18 protein-coding genes are annotated in these 21,138 nt (G+C 67.0%); 10 read left to right on the top strand and 8 right to left on the bottom strand.

The annotated features are described in order from the left end of the window. Positions 1 to 30 precede the first annotated feature (30 nt). Positions 31 to 516 carry a DUF2165 family protein gene (locus VLK31_RS08915; protein WP_409168013.1) on the bottom strand — a complete coding sequence of 162 codons (486 nt, stop codon included), beginning with the start codon at positions 514 to 516 and terminating at the stop codon, positions 31 to 33. Positions 517 to 572: 56 nt separating this feature from the next. After that, positions 573 to 1,553 carry a tripartite tricarboxylate transporter substrate binding protein gene (locus VLK31_RS08910; RefSeq protein WP_409168012.1) on the bottom strand — a complete coding sequence of 327 codons (981 nt, stop codon included), beginning with the start codon at positions 1,551 to 1,553 and terminating at the stop codon, positions 573 to 575. Positions 1,554 to 2,112: 559 nt separating this feature from the next. On the opposite strand from VLK31_RS08910, the gene VLK31_RS08905 reads away from it, so the two are divergent. Next, on the top strand, positions 2,113 to 3,885 hold the full coding sequence (locus tag VLK31_RS08905; protein WP_409168011.1) for a S10 family serine carboxypeptidase-like protein: 1,773 nt from the start codon (positions 2,113 to 2,115) through the stop codon (positions 3,883 to 3,885). A 12-nt stretch (positions 3,886 to 3,897) separates the two neighbouring features. Further along, positions 3,898 to 4,329 carry a hypothetical protein gene (locus tag VLK31_RS08900; protein ID WP_409168010.1) on the top strand — a complete coding sequence of 144 codons (432 nt, stop codon included), beginning with the start codon at positions 3,898 to 3,900 and terminating at the stop codon, positions 4,327 to 4,329. 8 nt (positions 4,330 to 4,337) lie between these two features. Here VLK31_RS08900 and VLK31_RS08895 read toward each other — a convergent pair whose 3' ends face one another. After that, positions 4,338 to 5,777: a sensor histidine kinase gene (locus VLK31_RS08895; RefSeq protein ID WP_409168009.1), complete on the bottom strand. Its 1,440-nt coding sequence runs from the start codon at positions 5,775 to 5,777 to the stop codon at positions 4,338 to 4,340. Continuing rightward, positions 5,770 to 6,465: a response regulator transcription factor gene (locus VLK31_RS08890; protein WP_409168008.1), complete on the bottom strand. Its 696-nt coding sequence runs from the start codon at positions 6,463 to 6,465 to the stop codon at positions 5,770 to 5,772. Before VLK31_RS08890 ends, VLK31_RS08895 begins: the two co-directional genes overlap by 8 nt. A gap of 211 nt (positions 6,466 to 6,676) precedes the next feature. On the opposite strand from VLK31_RS08890, the gene VLK31_RS08885 reads away from it, so the two are divergent. From VLK31_RS08885 to VLK31_RS08865, 5 genes are read left to right on the top strand one after another with little or no spacing between them, the layout of a single operon-like run. Beyond that, the gene (locus VLK31_RS08885) at positions 6,677 to 7,840 is read left to right on the top strand and encodes an efflux RND transporter periplasmic adaptor subunit (protein ID WP_409168007.1); all 1,164 of its coding nucleotides are present in this window, start codon (positions 6,677 to 6,679) and stop codon (positions 7,838 to 7,840) included. Then, the gene (locus VLK31_RS08880) at positions 7,833 to 10,928 is read left to right on the top strand and encodes an efflux RND transporter permease subunit (RefSeq protein ID WP_409168006.1); all 3,096 of its coding nucleotides are present in this window, start codon (positions 7,833 to 7,835) and stop codon (positions 10,926 to 10,928) included. Before VLK31_RS08885 ends, VLK31_RS08880 begins: the two co-directional genes overlap by 8 nt. 20 nt (positions 10,929 to 10,948) lie before the next feature. Beyond that, the gene (locus tag VLK31_RS08875; protein ID WP_409168005.1) at positions 10,949 to 12,454 is read left to right on the top strand and encodes an efflux transporter outer membrane subunit; all 1,506 of its coding nucleotides are present in this window, start codon (positions 10,949 to 10,951) and stop codon (positions 12,452 to 12,454) included. Next, positions 12,451 to 12,822 carry a RidA family protein gene (locus tag VLK31_RS08870; protein WP_409168004.1) on the top strand — a complete coding sequence of 124 codons (372 nt, stop codon included), beginning with the start codon at positions 12,451 to 12,453 and terminating at the stop codon, positions 12,820 to 12,822. Before VLK31_RS08875 ends, VLK31_RS08870 begins: the two co-directional genes overlap by 4 nt. Continuing rightward, on the top strand, positions 12,819 to 13,211 hold the full coding sequence (locus VLK31_RS08865) for a hypothetical protein (RefSeq protein ID WP_409168003.1): 393 nt from the start codon (positions 12,819 to 12,821) through the stop codon (positions 13,209 to 13,211). The genes VLK31_RS08870 and VLK31_RS08865 overlap by 4 nt, the downstream gene beginning before the upstream one ends. Before the next feature lie 64 nt (positions 13,212 to 13,275). Here VLK31_RS08865 and VLK31_RS08860 read toward each other — a convergent pair whose 3' ends face one another. The 4 genes from VLK31_RS08860 to VLK31_RS08845 form a co-directional block, all read right to left on the bottom strand. After that, complete coding sequence (locus tag VLK31_RS08860; protein ID WP_409168002.1) at positions 13,276 to 14,349, bottom strand: phospholipase; 1,074 nt, start codon at positions 14,347 to 14,349, stop codon at positions 13,276 to 13,278. Between the two features lie 34 nt (positions 14,350 to 14,383). After that, a complete protein-coding gene (locus VLK31_RS08855; RefSeq protein WP_409168001.1) occupies positions 14,384 to 16,759 on the bottom strand; it encodes a Tex family protein in 2,376 nt (791 codons plus the stop codon). Positions 16,760 to 16,847: 88 nt separating this feature from the next. Next, positions 16,848 to 17,825 carry a sensor histidine kinase gene (locus VLK31_RS08850; protein WP_409168000.1) on the bottom strand — a complete coding sequence of 326 codons (978 nt, stop codon included), beginning with the start codon at positions 17,823 to 17,825 and terminating at the stop codon, positions 16,848 to 16,850. Positions 17,826 to 17,833: 8 nt separating this feature from the next. Beyond that, positions 17,834 to 18,628: a LuxR C-terminal-related transcriptional regulator gene (locus VLK31_RS08845; RefSeq protein WP_409167999.1), complete on the bottom strand. Its 795-nt coding sequence runs from the start codon at positions 18,626 to 18,628 to the stop codon at positions 17,834 to 17,836. Between the two features lie 383 nt (positions 18,629 to 19,011). Between VLK31_RS08845 and VLK31_RS08840 the strand changes: the two genes are divergently transcribed. The 3 genes from VLK31_RS08840 (at position 19,012) to VLK31_RS08830 (ending at position 21,133) form a co-directional block, all read left to right on the top strand. Beyond that, on the top strand, positions 19,012 to 19,701 hold the full coding sequence (locus tag VLK31_RS08840; protein ID WP_409167998.1) for a hypothetical protein: 690 nt from the start codon (positions 19,012 to 19,014) through the stop codon (positions 19,699 to 19,701). Positions 19,702 to 19,779: 78 nt separating this feature from the next. Beyond that, a complete protein-coding gene (locus VLK31_RS08835; protein WP_409167997.1) occupies positions 19,780 to 20,781 on the top strand; it encodes a hypothetical protein in 1,002 nt (333 codons plus the stop codon). Positions 20,782 to 20,797: 16 nt separating this feature from the next. After that, positions 20,798 to 21,133, top strand: coding sequence for a hypothetical protein (locus tag VLK31_RS08830; protein WP_409167996.1), 336 nt, complete (start codon positions 20,798 to 20,800; stop codon positions 21,131 to 21,133). Positions 21,134 to 21,138: the final 5 nt, after the last annotated feature.

Below are 21,138 nucleotides of genomic sequence, written 5' to 3'. Positions count from 1 at the left end.
TCGTGTCAGCCATGCAATCTGTTCTGACGGCTATTGCCACCGCAGGTTGAACAGAAAGAACGCCGCCATCACCCACATCAGCAGCGACAGGTGCGTGAGCTGCAACGTCTCCTGCCGTATCCAGTAGGCAAACCAGATGCCGCCGACGTGCATGGCAAACAGGAACGCGGCGAACGCGCTCAGCGCCATGTTGAGCCAGGGCCGAGCGCCGGCCAGACCCGCACCAAAGAACAGCTCGAAGCTCCCCACCCAGCATGCGAGCGCCGCGGCAATCTGCAGCGCCAGCACCATCAACAAGGCCGCGCGGTGCACGGCAGTCGACGCAATGGCGCGTGCAAGAAGCGGCGTTTCCACCGCGGGCGCGGTGCGCAGCAGCGCCATGGACATCGTGCCACCCACCGCCGCGGCAGAGGCCGCGAAGCAGCGGCAGTTGTTGATGGCCGCAATCGACAGCCATACGGCAAAGCCGATCGCATGGACGGCTTGAAACAGCCAGAGAGAGGTGGAAAGGTTCATGGGGCCTGCGGTTTAAATATCAAAGACTTTACTTTGATATTTGACCGCCGACCACCCTACTCCGCCTTCACCCCCGCCGTGCGAATGACTTTGCCCCACTTGGCCGTCTCGGCGGTGATGAAGGCGTCGAACTCTTCCGGCGTGCTGCCCACGGGAATGGTGCCCATGGCGTCGAGCTTGGCGCGGGTTTCGTCGCTCTTCACGATGCGCGCCACCTCCTGCGACATGCGCTGAACGATGTCGCGCGGCGTGGCCGCCGGCGCCAGCATGCCGGCCCAAGTGCTGCCGGTGAAGCCCGCGAAGCCTTGCTCGATGAAGGTGGGCACGTCTGGCGCGGCTGCCAGCCGCTTGTCGCCCGCCACGCCAATGAGGCGCACCTTGCCGGCCTTGGCCTGGTTGATGAGGCCGGTGGGCGCGTCCAGAAACAGCTGAATCTGCCCGCCCATCAGGTCGGTCAGCGCGGGCACGGCGCCCCGGTAGGGGATGTGGATCATGTATGTCTGCGTGAGCGACTTCCACAGCTCGGTGGTGAGGTGCGCGGCCGAGCCGTTGCCCGACGAGCCAAAGCTCACCTTGCCGGGGTTGGCGCGCGCGTAGTCGATGAGGTCTCGCGCGGTCTTGAAAGGCGCGTCGACATTCACCGCGGCCAGCAGCGGAGACACCCCCATCAGCGACACGCCGGCGAGGTCCTTGCGCGGGTCGTAGGGCAGCTTGGGGTAGAGCGTGGTGTTGGCCGCGTAGGCCGCAATGACAACGCCGAAGGTGCTGCCGTCGGGCGCGGCCTTGGCGATGGCGTCCACGCCAATCAGGCTGTTGGCGCCGGGCTTGTTGTCGATGAGCACGGGCTGCCCGAGCCGGCTCTGCAGCCCGATCTGCACCAGCCGCGCCATCTGGTCGGTGAACCCGCCCGGCGTGTAGGGCACGACGATGCGAATCGGCTTGCCGGGCCATGCGGTCTGCGCGAGGGAGGGCAAGGCGAGGCTTGCGGCGGCGGTGGCGATCGTGAAGCGGCGGCGAGACAGCGTGGCGTGAGACATGTGGCGGAAAACCCTCTTTGTTTTTTGCGGAATGGACCGCGCCATTCTCGAATCGCGGCGAGGGGTGGGCGGTCAGGGTTTGCCCGTCTGCTGTACGGCCAAGAAGAGCGCACCCGCAATTCAATTAATTCAAATTCGAGTCAGGCAGAAGTCAGCCCCTGAAAAATAGATTCGCACCAGCCGATTTATTGGTCATTGGAATATCAGAAAGAACTAATTTCAATGAATGTAGGCAGAACCGGTTAATTCATTCGAGGTCGAAAAATAATTCAGTTTGATTCAGTGCTTCCAGCAGTCCACGGGGAAATGGGTTAATTAAAAAATACTCATCTCTGCCGATTATTTAAATCAAATTGCCTATCGAGGGCGTCTTTCAACTCAAAGACGTCGGGGAAATCTGAAAGAGTCACCGAAATCTGGCGCTTGCACCCCAAGCGCCAGCATGAGCCGGTCGCGCGGCCGCCGTACCCCGGAGGGCATGTCAGCGACCCGGTTCAAGAGCGGATGACGCACGCCACAGTGCGGCATCCTTTTTATGTACTCAAAGGAGATTGCATTCATGAATCGTCGAAATTGGAGTCGCGCTGCATTCACGGCATTGGCCGCCGCAGCCTTGGTGGCCTGTGGAGGCGGAGGTGACGGGGCCTCCTCGCTCGCGCCGTCCGCCAGTGGCGGGCCTGCTGCGGAAAAGGCCGCCGTGGCACCGGTGGCACCGGCAGCGGCGGTTGCGCAAACCGAAGCCCAGGTGTTCGCAACAGTCGCCCCGGCGGACAAGGTGCTGGACGATCCCAATACCTACGACACGTCGCGCAACGGCTCGATTGCGCTGTCGCTGGTCGGCGAGGATTCATCCGTCAAGCAGCACACCATTACCATCGACGGCCAGGTCCTGCCCTATGTGGCGCGCTCCGGGCACCTTGTGACCTACCGCGCGGGCACGCCCCGCAAGGCGCAAGCGGCCATCTTCTACACGTCGTATACGCGTGATGCCCTGCCAAAGGAAAACCGCCCCGTCACCTTCCTTTGGAACGGCGGGCCCGGCTCGGCGTCCATCTGGCTGCACATGGGTTCATGGGGCCCCAAGCGGCTGAAATCCGACGCGCCCAACATGGTGGACGACACGCAGCAGCCCGACAGTTTTCCGTTCGAGGACAACGCGATTTCGCTGCTCGACCAGTCGGACATCGTTTTTGTCGACCCGCCCGGCACGGGCCTGTCGACGGCCGTCTCGCCGCTGCGCAACCGGGACCTGTGGGGCACCGACGCCGATGCCCAGGTGGTGGCGGACTTCATCGTCAGCTACATCAACAAGTACAACCGCCAGAGCTCGCCGAAGTACCTGTATGGGGAGTCCTATGGTGGCATTCGCACCCCCATCGTGGCCAACCTGCTGGAGCAGGCCGGAACCAGCGGCTACGCGCCGGACCCGTCCGGCAAGCCGGCCAAGGTGCTGGCCGGGTTCATTCTGAATTCGCCATTGGTCGACTACAACTCCAATTGCAACATGAACCCGAAAGCCTCTTGCGAGGGCTACATCCCGTCTTATTCAATGGCTGCGGATTATTTTCAAAAATCGACAAAGAGGGTAAATAAAACGCAGGACCAATACCTTGCCGAACTGCGCACGCTGGCCAAAACGACCTACAGGAACACGCAGAACACCTATTTCAACCACACCGACTACGGGGTGGCCAACAACAATTGGAACGCCTATGCCTCTGGAACACAGGGCCAGTCGGTATTGAACCAGATAGCGGCCTATACCGGAATTTCGGCGGCAACCTGGCAGGACAGTTTCAATTACGACGCCGCCGACTTCCGAACCACATTGGTGCCAGGCTATGAACTTGGCCGCTACGACGCGCGCATGAAGGTTCCGAACGGCAACAGCTTTGCGGCGGACGATTACATCAACGTCGCATTTCTGAATCAGGTGCAGAGTTATTTTCCGGATTTCGTCAATTACAAGAGTAAATCGGCCTATCAGCCCTTGAACAACGAAACAATTCAATACTGGAAATGGATGCGTGCCGGAAGCCAGTTTTATTACCCGCAAAGCATCACCGACATCCAGTCGGTGCTGACCGCCAACCCCGACAGCAAGATGCTGATCCTGCACGGCTACGAGGACGTGGCCACGCCGGGCTTCCAGTCCGAGCTCGACCTGCAAGGCGTGAACCTGGGCAGCCGCATTCCCGTCAAATGGTTCGAGGGCGGGCACATGATCTACAACACCGAGTCCTCACGGGCGCCGCTCAAGCAGACGCTCAATGACTACTACGCCCTTCCGGCGCAGGACGCCCTGAACGGCGCCGCGCTCCAGCTCCAATAAGCAAGGACAGTCATGAAGAACGCATCTTTCTGGATCACCACCACCGCCCTGGCCACCCTGGTTTTGTTGCTCGGCATGGGGGCCGCGCACGCCAACGACGACCTGCCCCGGCCCCCGCCGCCGCCCGCGGGCTGGGTGCAGCCGCCAAAGCAGACCGAACACTCCGTGCAGCGCGACGTCGAAAGCCGCACCGCCGAGCGGTTCACCGCCGCCACGGGCGGCGACGCCAACGGCACGCTGTCTCAGCAGCAGGCCAAGGCGGCCGGCTGGGGTTTCGTGAGCGACCATTTCAGCGACATCGACCGCGCCGGCAGCGGCTACGTGAGGCTCGACGATGTGCTGCGCTTCATGTCGGAGCGCACGCCGCAGCGCATCATGGGTCAGAAGGCCGCGGCCAAATCGAGCGGCCAGAACACCGACAGCAACGGCAGCACCAACAGGTGAAGCGCCCGTCAGGCAAGCCGTGCCGCCGGGCGCGCGCTGCTTGACGCCAGCGGCAGGCGCATGTCGAAACGGGCCCCGCCGCCCACTTCGTTCGCCGCCTCGATCCGCCCGCCGTGGGCATGCACCACGGCTTGCGACAACGCCAGGCCCAACCCCAGGCCTGGCGTTTTTTCGTCAGAACGCGCGGTAGCGCCCCGGTAGAAGCGCTTGAACAGGTGCGGCAGTTCGTCTCCGCGAATGCCAGGCCCTCGGTCCGACACGCTGAGCACCGCCTCGTTCGTTTCCGGCTCCGCGCGCAGGCCCACGCGCACCGTGGTGCCGGGCGGCGAAAACTTGAGTGCGTTGTCCAGCAAGTTGGCCAACGCCAGGCTCGCCGCACCGCGTGCCACACGCGCGGCCACGGGCGGCGCGGGCTCCAGCACCAGCTCCAGCCGACGCTCGCGGGCCATCGGCTCCACGCGCCGCACCGCCTCTTCGGCCAGCACATTGAGCGACACCGTTTCGGCCGCATCGCGCTCCTGCCCCGCGTCCAGCCGGGCCAGCACCAGCAGCTCTTCGACCAGCAGCGTGAGCGACTCCACCTCTTCGAGCGACGAATGCAGCGTGTCCACATAAGCCGCCGGCTCACGCGGCCTGCGCAGTGCAAGTTCAAGCTCGGTGCGCAGCCGCGACAACGGCGAGCGCAGCTCGTGCGACGCATCGGACGTGAAGCGCCGCTGCGCCTCCATGCCGTGCTCGATGCGCGCCAGCATCGCGTTCAGCGTGTCCACCAGCCGACCGATTTCGTCGTTGGTGCCCGGGTGCGGCAGCCGCTCGCCCAGGTTCGCGTCTCCGATGCGGTGGGCCTGCTGCACCACGTCGTCGATGGCGCCGAAGGCACGCCGCGTGATCAGCGCGCCCGCCGCGCCCAAGGCCAGCAACAGCGCCCCGCCAAGGATGAGAAACAGCACGCTCGCCATGGCCACCGTGCGGTTCACGTCGTCCAGCGAGCCGGCCACCTGCACCGCCAGCCGTGAGCTGCGCCCGGGCACGGGCACCGACACCATGCGCGTGGGCTCCTCGCCAAAGCCGTTCAGCGTTTCGAACACCGTTTCGCCCGCGGCAAGCTGCTCGCGCAGCACCTGCGGTATGGGCAACTGCGCCTCGCCCAGGTTGGCGCTGCGCGCCAGCACGTGCCCGTCGGCATCGACGATCTGCACCAGCCGGTCGAGCCGCACGAAAGAAGGGGCACCGGGGCCCGGCGGGGCCTCGTGCACGATCACCGTGTCGCCGTCGCCGGCCGACAGCAGCATGCCCATTTCGGTTTCGGCCAGTGCCAGCAACGCGGCGTCCAGCTCGCGGTGCACGTTGGCCGAGAACACCAGGTACGAGCCAAAGGCCGCAATGGCCATCACCACCACGATCACGCTCACATGGGCCAGCGCCAGCCGCTTGCGAAAACTAAGCATGCGTGGCCGCTGCGTCGTCGGCCAGCGCCAGCCTGAAGCCCCGCCCGCGCACGGTCTGGATCAGCGGCACGGCCGGTGGTGCGTCCACCTTGCGGCGCAGGTTGCTGATGTGCACGTCGATCAGGTTGTCGATGGCAATCAGGTCGTCCTTCCACACCTGCTCGGCCAGGCGCGAGCGGCTCACCACCTCGCCCACGTGGCGCAGCAGTATCTGCAGGATGGCGAACTCCTTGTGCGTCAGCTCCAGCACCTGGCCGCCGCGCAGCACGCGCTGGCTCATCGGGTCCAGGCTCAGGTCGGCCAGCGACAGCACCACGGGCCGCATGATTTCGGAGCGCCGCAGCAAGGCGCGCACGCGCGCCAGCAGTTCGTCGAAGGCAAAGGGTTTGGTGAGGTAGTCGTCGGCACCGGTGTTCAGGCCGGCCACGCGGTCGCCCAGGCCGTCGCGCGCGGTGAGCATCAGCACGGGCGTCTTGCAGCCGCGCGCGCGCAGGTCGCGGCACAGCGTGAGGCCGTCCTTGCCGGGCAGCATCCAGTCGAGCACGATCAGGTCGTAGGCCATCACGAAGGCTTCTTCGTCGCCCTCCTCCGCGGTGTGCACCACGTCGACGATGAAGCCCTCCTCCTGCAGCCCGCGTGCGAGCAGCCGGGCGGCCTTGCGGTCGTCTTCGATCAACAGGATTCTCATGGGTGCGCATCATGCCGGGCCTTCCTGACCTGTGGCCCGTGTTTCTGGAGCGCTGGCGCGAAGTCTGAAGAAATCTTCAGGATTTCTTGAGGGCTTCTTCAGCCGGTTTTTCTTACCCTCGTGCGCAGGAAGCGGGAGCGAATCGAGGGCATGGGACGGGGTTCCGTGCGCGGCGCGCCCGCTCGAACGATGCCCGAGCGGTACGCACCAGATGAAGAAGAAATCCCTGTACCAAGTCACCAACGCCCGCATCTTTTTCGGGGTGCTGACCTGCGCGGCCCTGTGCGTCGACTCGTTCGACAACACGGCCCATGCCGCCACCACGGTGGCCGCTGCTCCGGCCCCGATGCTCGTGCGCCAGGGCAACCGCCTGAGCGTGCCCGCCGGCTCACCGCTGCGCGAGCGGCTGCTGGTGGCCACGGTCGGCGAGCAGAACGCGCCGCACCAGGTCAGCCTGCCCGCCACGGTAGAGGCCAACCCGGCCAACACGGTCAACATCCTGCCGCCGCTGACGGGCAAGCTCATCGAACTGAAGGTGCGCCTGGGCGACACCGTGAAGCGCGGTCAGGTGCTGGCCACCATGAGTTCGCCCGACCTCGCGCAGGCCGTGTCCGACGCGCAGAAGGCGCATGACGCGCTCGATCTGGCGCAGCGCGCGCTGGTGCGTGCGCGCGGCGTGAACGAGGCCGGCTCCAACGCCGCCAAGGATGTGGAAGCGGCCCAGAGCAGCGTGGCGCAGCAGAGCGCCGAACTGCGTCGCAGCGAGGCGCGCCTGCGCAGCCTGGGGGCGGACGCCGGTGGCGGCCAGACCGGGCAAGCCGGCCAGGTGCTGAAGATCGTCGCACCCGTGAACGGCACCGTGACCGCGCTGACCGCCGCCGCGGGCGCCAACCTGAACGATGCCAACGCGGTGCTCATGACGGTGTCGAACCTCGACGCCGTGTGGGTCACGGTGAACGTGCCAGAGAACGTGGTGGGCGCTGTGGCGCCGGGGCAGAACGCGGTGGTCACGCTGGCGGCCTACCCGGGGCGCAGCTTCAGCGGCAAGGTGGGCTTTGTGAGCGCGGTGCTCGATGCGGACACGCGCCGCGCCCGCGCGCGCATCGTGTTCGCCAACCCCGAGGGCCTGTTCAAGCCCAACATGTACGCCACCGCCGTGCTGGGCGTGCCGCAGGCGGCGCAGGCACAGGTGCCGGCGTCGGCCCTGCTCATGAACAACGACAGCGTGAGCGTGTTCGTGGAGGCCGAGCCGTGGACCTTCGTGCGCCGCAAGGTCGAGCTGGGCCGCGAAGACGGCGACAGCGTGCGCATTCGCAGTGGCCTGGCCGCGGGCGAGCGCGTGGTGGTGCGTGGTGGTGTGCTGCTGAATGATTAATCTCATCATCACCCAGTTCTTTCGTCGCAGGCACCTGGCCTGGGCGATGTCGATTGCGCTGGTGCTGTTCGGCGCCTGGTCGTGGACGCAGATGACGGTGGAGGCGTACCCCGACCTGGGCGACGTCACGGTGCAGGTCACCACCCAGGTCAACGGCCTGGCCGCCGAAGAAATCGAGCAGCAGATCACCACGCCGCTGGAGCGCGCGCTGAGCAACACGCCGGGGCTGGCGACGATTCGCTCGAGCAGCACCTTCGGGCTGTCGCTCATCAACCTGAGCTTCAAGGACGGCACCGACGACTACTTCGCGCGCCAGCGCGTGACCGAGCGCATCGGGCAGGTCACGCTGCCCTCTGGCGCGCAGCCGGGCCTGGGGCCGGTGGCGGGGCCGGCGGGCGAAATCTACCGGTACACGCTGGAGTCGGACACCAAGAACCTCATGGAGCTGTCGGAGCTGCAGCGCTGGAAGGTGATTCCCGCGCTCAAGCAGGTGGCGGGCGTGGTGGACATCAACAACTTCGGCGGCTTCACCAAGGAGTTCCAGGTGGAGCTGGACCCGGCCCGCATGCAGAAGTACGGCCTGGTGCTCAACGACGTGGTGACGGCCATCAACGCCAACAGCGCCAACGCGGGCGGCGGGCGCATTGCGCGCGGCGACCAGAGCTACGTGGTGCGCGGCATCGGCCAGGTGCACACGCTGGACGACCTGGGCACGGTGGTGGTGGCGCAGAACGGTGGCTCGCCGGTGATGGTGCGCGACCTGGGGCGGCTGCAGTTCGGCCACCAGGAGCGCGGCGGCATCTTGGGCAAGGACACCAACCCGGACACCATCGAGGGCATCGTGCTCATGCTGAAGTACGAAAACCCCTCGCGCGTGCTCGAAGGCGTGCACAAGAAAATCGACGAACTGCAGGCCGAGCTGGCGCCGATGGGTGTGAAGATCGTGCCCTACATCGACCGCGACGACCTGGTGAAGCTCACGGTCGACAAGGTGACGCACACGGTACTCGAAGGCATGGCGCTGGTGTGCTTCGTGCTCATTCTTTTTCTGGGCAGCCCGCGCAGCGCGGTGGTGGCTGCGGTGGCCATTCCGATGTCGCTGGTCACGGTGTTCATCGTGATGCACTTCACGCGCATGCCGGCCAACCTGTTTTCGCTGGGCGCGATCGACTTCGGCATCATCGTGGACGGGGCCATCGTGGTGATGGAGGCCATTCTGCGGCGGCGCGAAGAAGAGCCCGAGGCCACGCTGACCGAGGGCAACATTCTTGAAACCGTGAGCCATGTGTCGGGGCCGATTTTCTTTGCCACGCTGATCATCATCACGGCGTACTTTCCGCTCTTCGCGTTCGAGCGCGCCGAGGGCAAGCTGTTCAAGCCGATGGCCTTCACGGTGGGCTATGCGCTGGTGGGCGCCCTGCTCTGCGCGCTCACGCTCATACCCAGCCTGGCCTACGTGGCGCTGCGCAAGCCGAGCAAGCCCTTCGTCAACAAGCCGCTGGTGTGGCTCACGGGCGCCTACCGGCGCGTGCTGTCCAGACTGCTGGACCTGCCCGCCATTGCCTACGGCCTGAGCGCACTGGCGCTGGCCGCGGTGGTGGTGCTGGGTGCCACGGCCGGGCGCGAATTTTTGCCCGACATCGACGAAGGTGCGCTGTGGCTGCAGGTGCAGTTGCCTTCTGGCCTGTCGCTGGACAAGGCCAGCGAGATGGCCACCGAAATGCGCCACGTGCTGCTGGAGTACCCCGAGGTGTCCTACGTGGTGACGCAGCTGGGCCGCAACGACGACGGCACCGACCCCTGGACGCCTTCGCACATGGAGGTGCCCGTGGGCCTGAAGCCCTACAGCGAGTGGCCGGCCGGCGTGAACAAGGCGGCCTTCGTGCGCACGCTGACCGAGCGCTTTGCGCGCATGCCGGGCTTCGACGTGGGCATCAGCCAGCCGATCATCGATGGCGTGAACGACGCCGTGGGCGGCGCGCACAGCCCGCTGGTGCTGCGCATCTACGGCGACGACCTGAAGGAGAGCCGGCGCATCGGCAACCAGATCGTCGAGCTGCTGGGCACGGTGCGCGGCACGGCGTCGGCGTCGCTGTTCCAGGAGCCGCCAATTCCGCAGGTGGTGATCGAGCTGAACCGCGAGGCCGCGGCGCGCTTTGGCGTGACCGCGAACGACGTGGCCAACCTGATCCAGACCGGCATTGGCGGCGCGCCCGTCATTACCGTGTACGCGGGCAACCGCACCTACAACGTGTCGGTGAAGATGCCGCAGAGTGCCAAGGGCAACACCGAGGCCATAGGCGCGCTGCTGCTCAACAGCTCCGGCGGCGCCAAGGTGCCGCTTGCGCAGGTGGCCGACATTCGGCTGCAGACCGGTGAGAGCACCATCTCGCACGAGATGAACGAGCGGCAGATCACCGTGCGCGTGGACAACCGCGACCGCGACCTGGCCTCCTACCTTGACGAAGCGCGCGAGCGCATCGCCAAGGAAGTGAAATTCGACCCCGCCAAGTTCCGCCTGCAGTGGGCCGGCCAGTTCGAGAACCAGCAGCGCGCGCAGTCGCGCCTGGGCATTTCGCTGGCCATCGTGGTGGGCATCATGGCGGTGCTGCTGTTCTTTCAGTTCGGCAAGATCCGCCAGGTGGTGCTGATCCTGGGCGTGGTGCCGATGGCCACGCTGGGCGGGCTGATTGCGGTGCACGTGGCGGGCGAAACCCTGAACGTGGCCACGGCGGTGGGCTTCATTGCGCTGTTCGGCGTGTCGATACAGAACGGGATCATCATGGTTGCCAACTTCCGCCGCGTGCGCGGCGAAGGGCTGCCGCTGCAGGAGTCGGTGCTCGAAGGCGCGGCCGAGCGGCTGCGCCCGGTGCTGATGACGGCCACGGTGGCCTCGGTCGGCATGCTGCCCGCGGCACTGGCCACCGGTGTGGGCACCGACGTGCAGCGCGGGCTGGCCACGGTGGTGGTCGGCGGGCTGGTGGTGTCGACGCTGTTGACGCTGTTCATCTTGCCGACGCTGTTTTTCGCGATGGAACGCTTCTTCGAGCGCAAGGGCTGGGGCGCGCGCTCCCGCCGCGACCGTTGAGCAGGCAGGAGACAACACACATGAAAAAAACAAGCCTTGCAACGCCGGTGGCAGCAGGCATTGCCCTGCTGCTGGGCGGCTGCGCGGTCGGGCCCGACTATGCGCGGCCGGCGCTGAACCTGCCCACCGGGTACACGGCCGCGCCGCCGGTGTCCACGCAGGCCGAGGGCGTGCCCTTGTCGCGCATGTCGAGCGAGCTCGATGTGCCGGCGCAGTGGTGGCAGGCCTTTCGCTCGGAGCCGCTGAACGCGTTGGTCGTGCAGAGCCTGGCGGGCAACCCGAACATCGAAGCGGCCGACGCCGCCCTGCGCGTGGCGCAGGAGAACGAGGCCGCCGACCGCGCCGCCTTCTGGCCCAGCGTGGCCGTGGGCTACACGCCCACACGCCAGCGCGTGGCCGGCGCGGTGGCAAGCCCCGTGGCGTCGAACGCCAACCTGTACACGCTGCACACCGCGCAGGTGACGGTGTCTTACACGCCCGACGTGTTCGGTGCCACGCGCCGCACGGTCGAAGGCGCGCAGGCGCAAAGCGAGCAGCAGCGCTTTCAGTCGCTGGCGGCCAGGCTCTCGCTGAGCAGCAACGTGGTGGCCGCCGCCATCACCGAGGCATCGTTGCGCGCGCAGCAAAGCGCCACGCTGGCCATCGTTTCAGACCAGAAAGAAGTGCTGCAGGCCTACCGCAAGCAGCAGGCGCTGGGCCAGGTGTCGCTGGCCGATGTCGATGCGCAAGAGGCCTCGCTGGCCGCCACAGAAGCCACGCTGCCGCCGCTGGACAAGCAACTGGCCCAGCAGCGCAACCTGCTGGCCACGCTGGCGGGGCGCTACCCGGGCGAAGGCGTTGCGGCGCGCTTCGATCTCGATGCCCTGCAGCTCCCCACCGAACTGCCGCTGACGCTGCCGTCCACGCTGGTCGAGCACCGGCCCGACGTGCGCGCGGCAGAGGCGCAGTTGCAGGCCGCCAGCGCCGCCATTGGCGTGGCGGTGGCGGCGCGCCTGCCCAATGTGACGCTGGGTGCGAACTACGGGTCTTCCGCGTACACGCTGTCGCAGCTGTTCAAGTCGTCGTCGCTGTTCTGGACGCTGGCGGGCAGCGTGGCGCAGCCGGTGTTCGACGGCGGCGCGTTGAAGCACAAGGAGGCCGCGGCCCGCGCCGCGTTCGACCAGGCCGGCGCGCAGTACCGCGCCACCGTGCTCGGCGCGTTTCAGGACGTGGCCAACACGCTCGAGGCCATCGACGCCGACACCCGCACGCTCCAGGCTGCATTGAAGTCGGAGCGCACCGCCTCGCAAAGCCTGATGCGCACGCGCACGCAGGTGCGGTTGGGCGATGCGAGCCCGCTCGCGCTGCGCATTGCGCAGCAGGCCCAGCAGCAGGCGCAGCTCAACCTGGTGCAGGCACGCGCGCTGCGGCTGACGGATGCGGCCGCCCTGTTCCAGGCACTGGGCGGCGGGTGGTGGAATGCACCGCAGCAGCTTGCAGATTCATCGCCTTCTTCTTTCACCGCATCGACCCCCGCAAAGCCATGAACATTCTTCGCCACGAGATGGGCCCGCGCTTCAGCGAGATGGTGACCGTCGACCTGGGCACCGCCCGCATGCTGTACCTGTCGGGCCAGGTGGCGGAGAACCCGTCGCTCGACATCACCGGACAAACGCGCGAGATCCTGCACCACATCGACGACATGCTCGCCACCCAGGGCGCCAGCAAGAAAGACCTGGTGAGCGTGACCATCTACCTGCGCACCGTGGGCGACTACGCGGCCATGAACTCGGTGTGGGACGAGTGGGTGCCGCCGGGCCACACGCCGGCGCGCGCGACGGTGGGCGCCAAGCTGATCGACTCGGAGTACCGCGTCGAGATCCAGGCCATTGCGGCCGTGGGCGCGGCGGCATGACTGCGGCGCGACGCATTGCCCTGCTGTGCGCCTTGGCGCTCGGAGGCTGTGCGTCTTTCGACGCGCATTCACTGGACCACGTGGACCGCTCTGACCGCGCTGACCGTGCCGGCGGCTGGCACGCCGCCCAGGTCGTGGCCGTGGGGCGCGCGGACGCGCTGGCGACCACGGTCGACCAGGACTGTGGCTGCGCCGCGGACAGCAGCGGCAACCCGAGGCCCTACGCGGTCGTGCGCTACCGCAACGGCGGCGTGCACTCGCGTTCGCTGGGCACCTCGCGGCTGCCCGCGGGCGTGCCACTGCGTGTGGGCGATGCCGTGTACGTGAACCTGCGCGACTGCAAGGTGACCCTGGCGCTGCCCGCCGAGGTAGGCCGCACGACGCAGTGAAGCAGTGAAGCAGTGAGGCAATGAAGCAGAGCGTGCGCCCCGCTGAAAACGGCCCGGCGTTCCGCTAGAGCGGCAGCACTTTCACCGGCTGGCCCTTCTCCAGCCATTCCTCGAACTCGTCGGACAGCCGCTGCGCCTCGCGCGTGGCCTGCCTCCAGGCCGTGATGCGCGCCTGCGGGTCGTTGGCGAAACGCACGAAGTCCTTGCGGTCGGGCAGCTTGCCGTTGGGCAGCGAGCGCACCCAGCCGCTGTCGGGCGCCAGCACCACCATGCGGTCCAGAAAGCCGGTCGCCTTGTGGCGCCAGCGCAGCCCCTTGTCGAGCCAGCCCGGCACCACCGCCTGCTGAAAGTGCGGGTACAGCACGATGCCGTCGTCGGCCGGCTGGTAGTCCAGGTGCAGGTGGTAGTCGGTGATGCCGCCGTCCCAGTAGGCGCCGCGCGGCGCGCCCGGAATGTCGTGCACCGCCTCCAGCAGAAACGGAATGGAACACGAGGCCTGCAGCACCAGGTTGAAGTTGGCCTCGCTCAGCGCATGCTGTCGCGTACGCAGGTCGCGCGTGCCAAAGGGCAGCGCGGCACCGGGCGTGGAAAACACGCAGCGCTCCAGCCATGCGCCCAGGCTCTTGCGGTGCAGGCTGTTGGTGGCGAAGGCGCCCAGGTAGCCCACCGGCGTGCGCGCCCTGCCCTCGCGCCCCAGGATGTGGCGCCCGCGCGAGGTCACCACATGCAGGCGATAGCGCGGGTGGTTCAGCACTTCGGCGACGCGCCCGCCGTAGAACGCGTCCAGGCTTTGCGCGAACTGCGCGCTGAGCTGGCGCGCGCTGAGCCGCTTCTGGCCCGCCGGCACAACGAACTGCTGGTGCACGTAGGCGTGCTCGAAGTGCGCGAAGGCGGCGTCGGGGTCCAAGAGGCAGGCCGTTGCCAGCCGCCACGCGCCGATCGACGCGCCCACCAGGTGCACCGGCTGGTGCGACTGCGTGAGCCAGCGCCCGAAGATGAACCGGTCGAGCGGCCCGAGGATCAGCCCCTTGGGGCCGCCGGCCGCACCGGGTATGGTGCGCACGTCCTGCGGGCGCAGGCCGTTCTGCTCGATGTGCTTGCGGGCTGCGGGGCCGGCGTAGATGCGCAGGGCTTTCATGCCAGTTGGCTCATCAAGATTTGTGCGTCACGGGCTATTTGCGCAACCCCTGCAACTTGGCAAACGCACTCGCCATCTGCCCCGCCGGTTGCGGCGCGCTGTCGCGGCGGCCTTGTTGCTGCTGGCCGCGCCCTGCCCCTTCGAAGCGGTTGTCGCGCGGGCCGTCGCGCCGGGCCGGTGCGGCGTCGAGCTTCATCGACAGGCCGATGCGCTTGCGCGCCACGTCCACTTCCATCACCTTGACCTTGACGATGTCGCCGGTCTTCACCACTTCGCGCGCGTCGGTCACGAACTTGTGGCTCAGCTGGCTCACATGCACCAGGCCGTCCTGGTGCACGCCCAGGTCGATGAAGGCGCCGAACTGGGCCACGTTGCTCACGGTGCCCTCCAGGATCATTCCCTCGACCAGGTCCTTGATGTCGTCCACGCCGTCGTTGAAGCGCGCCACCTTGAAGTCGGGGCGCGGGTCGCGGCCGGGCTTTTCCAGCTCGCCCAGGATGTCCTTGACCGTGATGACGCCGAACTTCTCGTTGGCGAACAGCTCGGGCTTCAGCGTCTTGAGCATGTCGGCGCGGCCCATCAGCTCGGCAATGGGCTTGCCGGTCTTCACGATGATCTGCTCGACCAGTGGATAGGTTTCGGGGTGCACGCCGGTGATGTCCAGCGGGTCGGCGCCGCCGCGGATGCGCAGGAAACCCGCGCTCTGCTCGAAGGCCTTGGGGCCGAAGCCGGTCACGTCCAGCAACTGCTTGCGGGTGGAAAAAGCGCCGTTGGCTTCGCGCCACCGCACCACGGCCTTGGCCACGCTGCCCGACAGGCCCGACACCCGCGACAGCAGCGGCACGCTGGCCGTGTTCAGGTCCACGCCCACCGAGTTCACGCAGTCTTCCACCACGGTCTGCAGGGTGCGCGCGAGCTCGCTCTGGTTCACGTCGTGCTGGTACTGGCCCACGCCGATGCTCTTGGGGTCGATCTTCACCAGCTCGGCCAGCGGGTCTTGCAGGCGGCGCGCAATGGAGGCGGCGCCGCGCAGGCTCACGTCCACGTCGGGCATTTCCTGCGAAGCGAATTCGCTGGCGGAGTACACAGACGCGCCAGCCTCGCTCACCACGACCTTCTCTACCTTCATTTCCGGCGCGCCGGCCTGCACGGCCATCTTTTCGAGCAGCTTGATGAGTTCGGCGGCCAGCTTGTCGGTTTCGCGGCTGGCGGTGCCGTTGCCGATGGCGATCAGGTTCACGCCGTGCTTGGCGCACAGCTTGCCCAGCGTGTGCAGCGAGCCTTCCCAGTCCTTGCGCGGCTCGTGCGGGAACACGGTGGCGGTCTCCACCAGCTTGCCGGTGGCATCGACCACGGCCACTTTCACGCCGGTGCGAATGCCGGGGTCGAGCCCCATCACCACGCGCGGGCCGGCGGGTGCGGCCAGCAGCAGGTCGCGCAGGTTGTCGGCAAACACCTTGATGGCGACCTTTTCGGCGTCTTCGCGCAGGCGGGTGAACAGGTCGCGCTCGGTCGACAGCGCCAGCTTCACGCGCCAGGTCCAGGCCACGCACTTGCGCAGCAGGTCGTCGGCCGGGCGGGCCGCGTGGCTCCAGCCCAGGTGCAGCGCAATGCGGCCTTCGGCGATGCTGGGCTTGCCCGGCTCGGGCTCCACCGGCAGCACCAGCTTGGCGTCCAGGATGTCCAGCGCGCGGCCGCGGAACACGGCCAGAGCGCGGTGCGAGGGCACGCGCCCGATGGGCTCGTCGTAGGCAAAGTAGTCACGAAACTTGGCGATGTCGGCGTTGTTCTCGTCCTTGCCGCTCATCAGGCTGGACTTGAGCAGGCCTTCGCTCCAGAGCCATTCGCGCAGGCCCTGCACCAGCACGGCGTCTTCGGCCCAGCGCTCGGAGAGGATGTCGCGCACACCGTCCAGCACGGCCGGCACGGTGGAAAAGTCGGGGCCCGGCTTGCCGTCGTCCAGCGTGGTGGCGGGCTGCAGGAAGGCCTTGGCTTGCACGGCGGGGTCTAGCGTGGGGTCGGCCAGCAGCTTGTCGGCCAGCGGCTCGATGCCGAATTCGCGGGCAATCTGGCCCTTGGTGCGGCGCTTCTGCTTGAACGGCAGGTACAGGTCTTCGAGTTCCTGCTTGGTGGGCGCGAACTCGATGGCCGCGCGCAGCTCGGGGGTGAGCTTGCCCTGCTCGTCGATGGCCTTGAGCACCGCCACGCGGCGGTCTTCGAGCTCGCGCAGGTAGGAAAGGCGGGCTTCCAGCTCGCGCAGCTGCACGTCGTCGAGACCGTCGGTCACTTCCTTGCGGTAGCGGGCGATGAATGGAACCGTGGCGCCCCCGTCGAGCAGTTCGACGGCGGCCTTCACCTGATGCTCGCCAACCTTGATTTCGGCGGCGAGCTGGCGAATGATTTTCTGCATGCTTGAGCGCGTCCCTGGCAAAGCGCGGAAGTTTGCCATAGGCGCGCACGCACGCCGCCCAGCCTGCCCCTACGGCCCTGCGCAGGTGTTACAGCATGCTTTCGGTGGCGGGCAGCTTGCTCTGCGGCTCGGGCGGCAAGGCTTCGCACGGCACCACCAGCCGCACGCACAAGCCGTTCGGCGTGATGTCCATCACCGCCAGTTCGCCGCCAATGGCGTCGGCCCGCGCGCGCATGCTGCGCAGGCCCTTGCCCAGGCTGTTGGGCGCGCCGGAGGGCGTGAGCAGCCCGCGGCCGTTGTCGCGCACCTCCAGCACCAGGGCCCGCGCCCGGTCCTGGGGGCTCACGCGCAGCTCGACCCGGCTCGCGCGGGAATGGCGCAGCGCATTCGACATGGCCTCCTGAGCCACCCGGCAGACCTGGGTGGCGGTTTCCGGCGACACCACGCAGCCCAGGGCCTCGGGGGCGATGTTCCAGTCCAGCGCAATGCCCATGCGCTCGAACGCGGGCCGCAAGCGGTAGCGCAGGTGCCCCAGCCGCTCGACGACGGTGGCGCTGCTCTGGTCGTCCAGGTCGTCGACCGTCATCTGCAGCTCCAGCAGGCAGGCCTGCAGCGCCATCGACAGGCCGTCGGAGCGAGACGCCTTCGGGTCCTGGCTGGCCAGCAAGGCCACCAGCCGCGAGCCGACGCCGTCGTGCAGGTCGTTGGCGATGCGGCGGCGCTCGGCCATCACCGCCGCCGTCTGCCGGCCATGGGCCACGCGGCGCAAGGAGAGGTAGCCAATGGTCACCACCATGGCCAGCACCACCACATTGACCGCCTGCAGCGTCCAGAAGGTGGTGGGCATGTCATGCGACATGACGTTGACGGCCGAGCCGGCCCGGATCACCTGCGCCGCCACCGGCGTGAGGTGCAGCGCCCCGGCCACGGCCGCCCATGCGAGCACCCAGCGGCCCGAGGCGCGGTGGCGCAGCCAGAACAGCAGCACCACCCAGGCCCCGATCGACAGCCACACGAACTGGTCTTCCAGAAAGTGCGGTAGGGAAAGGACCTGCTGCGCGAACATCACATGGCCTACAAAAGACCGCGGTGGGACGCAAAGCTCACCGCCTGCGCACGGGTGTGGGCGTGCAGCTTGCGGTAGATGTTCTTGACGTGCGCATTGACCGTCTGGGCACTGATGGTGAGCTGCAGCGCGATCTCTTCGGTCACGTACCCTGTAGCTACAAGTCGCAACACTTCTCGCTCCCGTGCCGACAGTGTTGCCTTGCTCTCCGGCGGGCGCACCGGGTTGACATTCGTGCGTTTGTGGTCAAGGTGCACGAGCAGGCGGCGCGCCAGCCGCGGCGTGATGGCGGCCCCGCCATTGACCACCTGCAGCACGGCCTGCGCATAGCTCTGGAACCACGCGTTCTTCACCAGGTAACCCGAGGCGCCAAGCTCGAAGGCATGCAGCACCTGGGGTTCGTCTTCCAGGGCGGAGATGACGATGATTTCGGCCGCGCTGCGGTGGCGCTTGGCCTCTTCGATCAGCTCGAAGCCGCTGCCGTCTCCCAGGCGAATGTCCACCATGAGCACGTCGAATTCATGCTGCAGCAGCAGGCGGCGGCCTTCGCGCAGGGTACCGGCCTGCCCTTCGAGCTGAATGCGCAGGTCGCCCAGCAATTCCTGGGCAATGACGCGTCGCACGAAGGGGTCGTCGTCGACCAGCAGAACGCGCACCGGTTTGGTTTGCTGACCGGTCAGAAAGTCCGGCCAGGGCAGCGTGTCGGCGGACGGTGAGAGCAACCCACCGAACTGACCCGGGGTGGAATATTTCCGCCCGCCGGGACCCACATCTGTCAACGCAATGTCGAGTTCGCTTTCCATTCCAACCCCTTTGTGACAACTAGAACAACCGTCTTCGTGACCAAAAGTTAATTTATTTCTACTCAGATTTTGACTTTCAACTTTTTTGATTACTTTGGTTGCATCTTGTTGCTACTCGCAGGTTATGTCCATCGAAAGTTGTAGTTTTTACTTTTGCTACCGCATGGGGAAGCGGTTTCTTGTGACCGGGCGCAACAGTGCAAAACACACCTTTCGCCATAGCCTCGCATTACCCAGCCTGGGGCATTTTTCATTCGTAGGGCCACGCAGAAACTGCACCTCGGTCGTCACGGAAGCATTTTTTTCCGTGCCACTGACCAGTAGCTGATGGCCGGATGGTCCGGTTGATCAGGTTTGATTCACACACCTATAGAGGAAGCATCATGAAGAAGACTCTCATCGCCGTTGCAGTGGTTCTGATCGGCAGCGTTGCTTCGGCAACGGGCAGCGTGGCTCTGGCAGCCACCAGCACCACGACGGGTTCGTCCAGCTCTGCCGGCTCGACCGCCGCCAGCTCCGGTACGGGCAGTGCACTCAGCTACAACGCGGCCAACTCCAGTTCGTCGGCCAACGCCGGTGCCTCGGGCAGCGCGTTCGCGGTTCCGGGCTTTGCCATTGGCGGCGCAGCCGCACACGGCGCCGCCACCACCCAGGGCAGCGTGACCAGCATTGCCGGCACCACCGGCAACGGCGTGGCCGTCGGTGGCGCCAACGCCTCCGCCAATGCCACCTCGGCCGCCAATGCCCACTATGCGGCCGGCGGCGCGAACGGCGTGAGCGGCAGCGCAGGCGGCGCTTCGGGCTCGCTGACCAACAACACGGCCGCAACGGCAGCCGGCCCTGGCGGCGGTTTGGCGGTGGTAACGCGCACCTCGGGCACCACGGCTGGCTACAGCGCCTCGTCGGGCGCGGTCAACGGCGTTGTCAACGGCACCACCACCGGGGCCACCGCGGGTTCTACGGGCGGCTCCACCGGCGTGAGCAACTTCCACTTCGGCAACGCCGGCACGTTCAGCAACGGTGGCGGCACCACCGGCGGCGCCATGGCCGGCGCAACCGCATCGGCTCCCTGAACCGGTACGCGCATCGGTTGTTGATCCCGAAATGGGGAGGGGCCCACGCCCCTCCCCGGTCACCCAAGGAGTCAAAAAATGAAGAAGCTGATTTTCTTTGCGCTGCTGACAGTTTCCGCGGCGGTCATGGCGCAGACGACCAACAACGGCGGCGCGAACAACGGTGCGTCCAGCTCGGCTACCACCTCCCAGGGCAACAACCAAGCCGTGACATTCACCAGCCCAGGCACCGTCAATTCCACGCTGACCAGCACCCAGAACGTCAACAGTTCCGGTGCCACCAGCCAGACGGTGGACTACCAGGGCAGCTACACAATCAAAAACGTGCCGTCGGTCAACGGCCCCAACCTCACCACCAGCAACGACACCTGCATGGGCAGCACAAGCGCCAGCGCCAACGGCCCGGGTGTGGGCATCAGTTTTGGCACCACCTGGACGGACGAGCACTGCAAGCGCCTGAAGATGAGCCGCGAGCTCTGGAACAAGGGCATGAAGGCCGCCTCGCTGGCGATGGACTGCATGGACCCGTCGGCCCAGGCGGCGCTGGAGATGACCGGCACCAAGTGCCCGCAGTCGATGACGGCGGACGAGCGCACCGGCGCCTACGGTCCGCAGGCCTCGTCGATCGGCGCGCCGCCTTCGCCGCCGCGCCCGTTGGCGGCAGCACCGGTTGCGCCCGTGGCGGTCGCTATGCCGGTGGCGCCTGTTGCGCCCCTGGCGCCAGCGGCTGCGTTGGCGCCGGTTGCACCTGCAGCACCTGCGCAAGTCGCCGAGCCGGTCGCCGCCATCGCGCCATCCGCACCGCTCGCCCTGCCCGCCCCGGCGCCTGCAACGGCGCCGTTGCCCGCACCGCCCGCACCCATCGCCGAAACGCTCCCCGCGCCAAAGCCGGCTCCTGCCGCGGCGCAGGCGGTGGCCTTCGCGCAGGTGGCCGAGCGGGCCGACGTGGTGCCCGTGGCCAGCGCCACGGTGACGGCCATCGACCCGACCGACGTGGCCGCCATCCGTGCCGCACGCCTGCTGGGCGAGCCGGTGGGCGACATCGCGGCCGTGGCGCGGTCGACGGACTACCCGCAATGAACGCCGGGAGTCCACGATGACCAGGACACTGCTCTTCTGGACGGCGGCCTGTTGCCTGGCAAGCCTGGCAACGGCCGCGGCGGCGGCACCGCCCAACCCCAAGGTGCTGCGCATCGAACGCATGCCCATGGGCAGCGGTCTGCAGAACGCCCGGGGCACCGACAACGCCGAGCCGGTTGGCGACCTGGGCGTGTGGCACGTGCCGCAGTACATGCCGGGCTACCCGACGTCGGCCACCATTTGGCCGCGCGTGATCATTCTTCAATGCGCCACCGACCTGTGCGCGGGCTACGAGGTCACGCCCGAACTGGGCCGCGGCGAGTACCTGTTCTTCCTGCCCGCGGGAAGATAGCGCGG

Source organism: Variovorax sp. H27-G14 (assembly GCF_046156345.1).
Lineage (GTDB): Bacteria > Pseudomonadota > Gammaproteobacteria > Burkholderiales > Burkholderiaceae_C > Variovorax.
This window is presented reverse-complemented; position numbering and strand designations above follow the sequence as displayed.

Excerpts from the sequence above, each read along its gene's own strand:
- VLK31_RS08890 (WP_409168008.1), bottom strand. The coding sequence starts at position 6,465 with ATGAGAATCCTGTTGATCGAAGACGACCGCAAGGCCGCCCGGCTGCTC.
- VLK31_RS08845 (WP_409167999.1), bottom strand. The coding sequence starts at position 18,628 with ATGGAAAGCGAACTCGACATTGCGTTGACAGATGTGGGTCCCGGCGGG.
- VLK31_RS08865 (WP_409168003.1), top strand. The coding sequence starts at position 12,819 with ATGACTGCGGCGCGACGCATTGCCCTGCTGTGCGCCTTGGCGCTCGGA.
- VLK31_RS08885 (WP_409168007.1), top strand. The coding sequence starts at position 6,677 with ATGAAGAAGAAATCCCTGTACCAAGTCACCAACGCCCGCATCTTTTTC.
- VLK31_RS08875 (WP_409168005.1), top strand. The coding sequence starts at position 10,949 with ATGAAAAAAACAAGCCTTGCAACGCCGGTGGCAGCAGGCATTGCCCTG.
- VLK31_RS08860 (WP_409168002.1), bottom strand. The coding sequence starts at position 14,349 with ATGAAAGCCCTGCGCATCTACGCCGGCCCCGCAGCCCGCAAGCACATC.
- VLK31_RS08850 (WP_409168000.1), bottom strand. The coding sequence starts at position 17,825 with ATGTTCGCGCAGCAGGTCCTTTCCCTACCGCACTTTCTGGAAGACCAG.
- VLK31_RS08895 (WP_409168009.1), bottom strand. The coding sequence starts at position 5,777 with ATGCTTAGTTTTCGCAAGCGGCTGGCGCTGGCCCATGTGAGCGTGATC.
- VLK31_RS08870 (WP_409168004.1), top strand. The coding sequence starts at position 12,451 with ATGAACATTCTTCGCCACGAGATGGGCCCGCGCTTCAGCGAGATGGTG.
- VLK31_RS08905 (WP_409168011.1), top strand. The coding sequence starts at position 2,113 with ATGAATCGTCGAAATTGGAGTCGCGCTGCATTCACGGCATTGGCCGCC.
- VLK31_RS08915 (WP_409168013.1), bottom strand. The coding sequence starts at position 516 with ATGAACCTTTCCACCTCTCTCTGGCTGTTTCAAGCCGTCCATGCGATC.
- VLK31_RS08900 (WP_409168010.1), top strand. The coding sequence starts at position 3,898 with ATGAAGAACGCATCTTTCTGGATCACCACCACCGCCCTGGCCACCCTG.
- VLK31_RS08880 (WP_409168006.1), top strand. The coding sequence starts at position 7,833 with ATGATTAATCTCATCATCACCCAGTTCTTTCGTCGCAGGCACCTGGCC.
- VLK31_RS08910 (WP_409168012.1), bottom strand. The coding sequence starts at position 1,553 with ATGTCTCACGCCACGCTGTCTCGCCGCCGCTTCACGATCGCCACCGCC.
- VLK31_RS08855 (WP_409168001.1), bottom strand. The coding sequence starts at position 16,759 with ATGCAGAAAATCATTCGCCAGCTCGCCGCCGAAATCAAGGTTGGCGAG.
- VLK31_RS08840 (WP_409167998.1), top strand. The coding sequence starts at position 19,012 with ATGAAGAAGACTCTCATCGCCGTTGCAGTGGTTCTGATCGGCAGCGTT.
- VLK31_RS08830 (WP_409167996.1), top strand. The coding sequence starts at position 20,798 with ATGACCAGGACACTGCTCTTCTGGACGGCGGCCTGTTGCCTGGCAAGC.
- VLK31_RS08835 (WP_409167997.1), top strand. The coding sequence starts at position 19,780 with ATGAAGAAGCTGATTTTCTTTGCGCTGCTGACAGTTTCCGCGGCGGTC.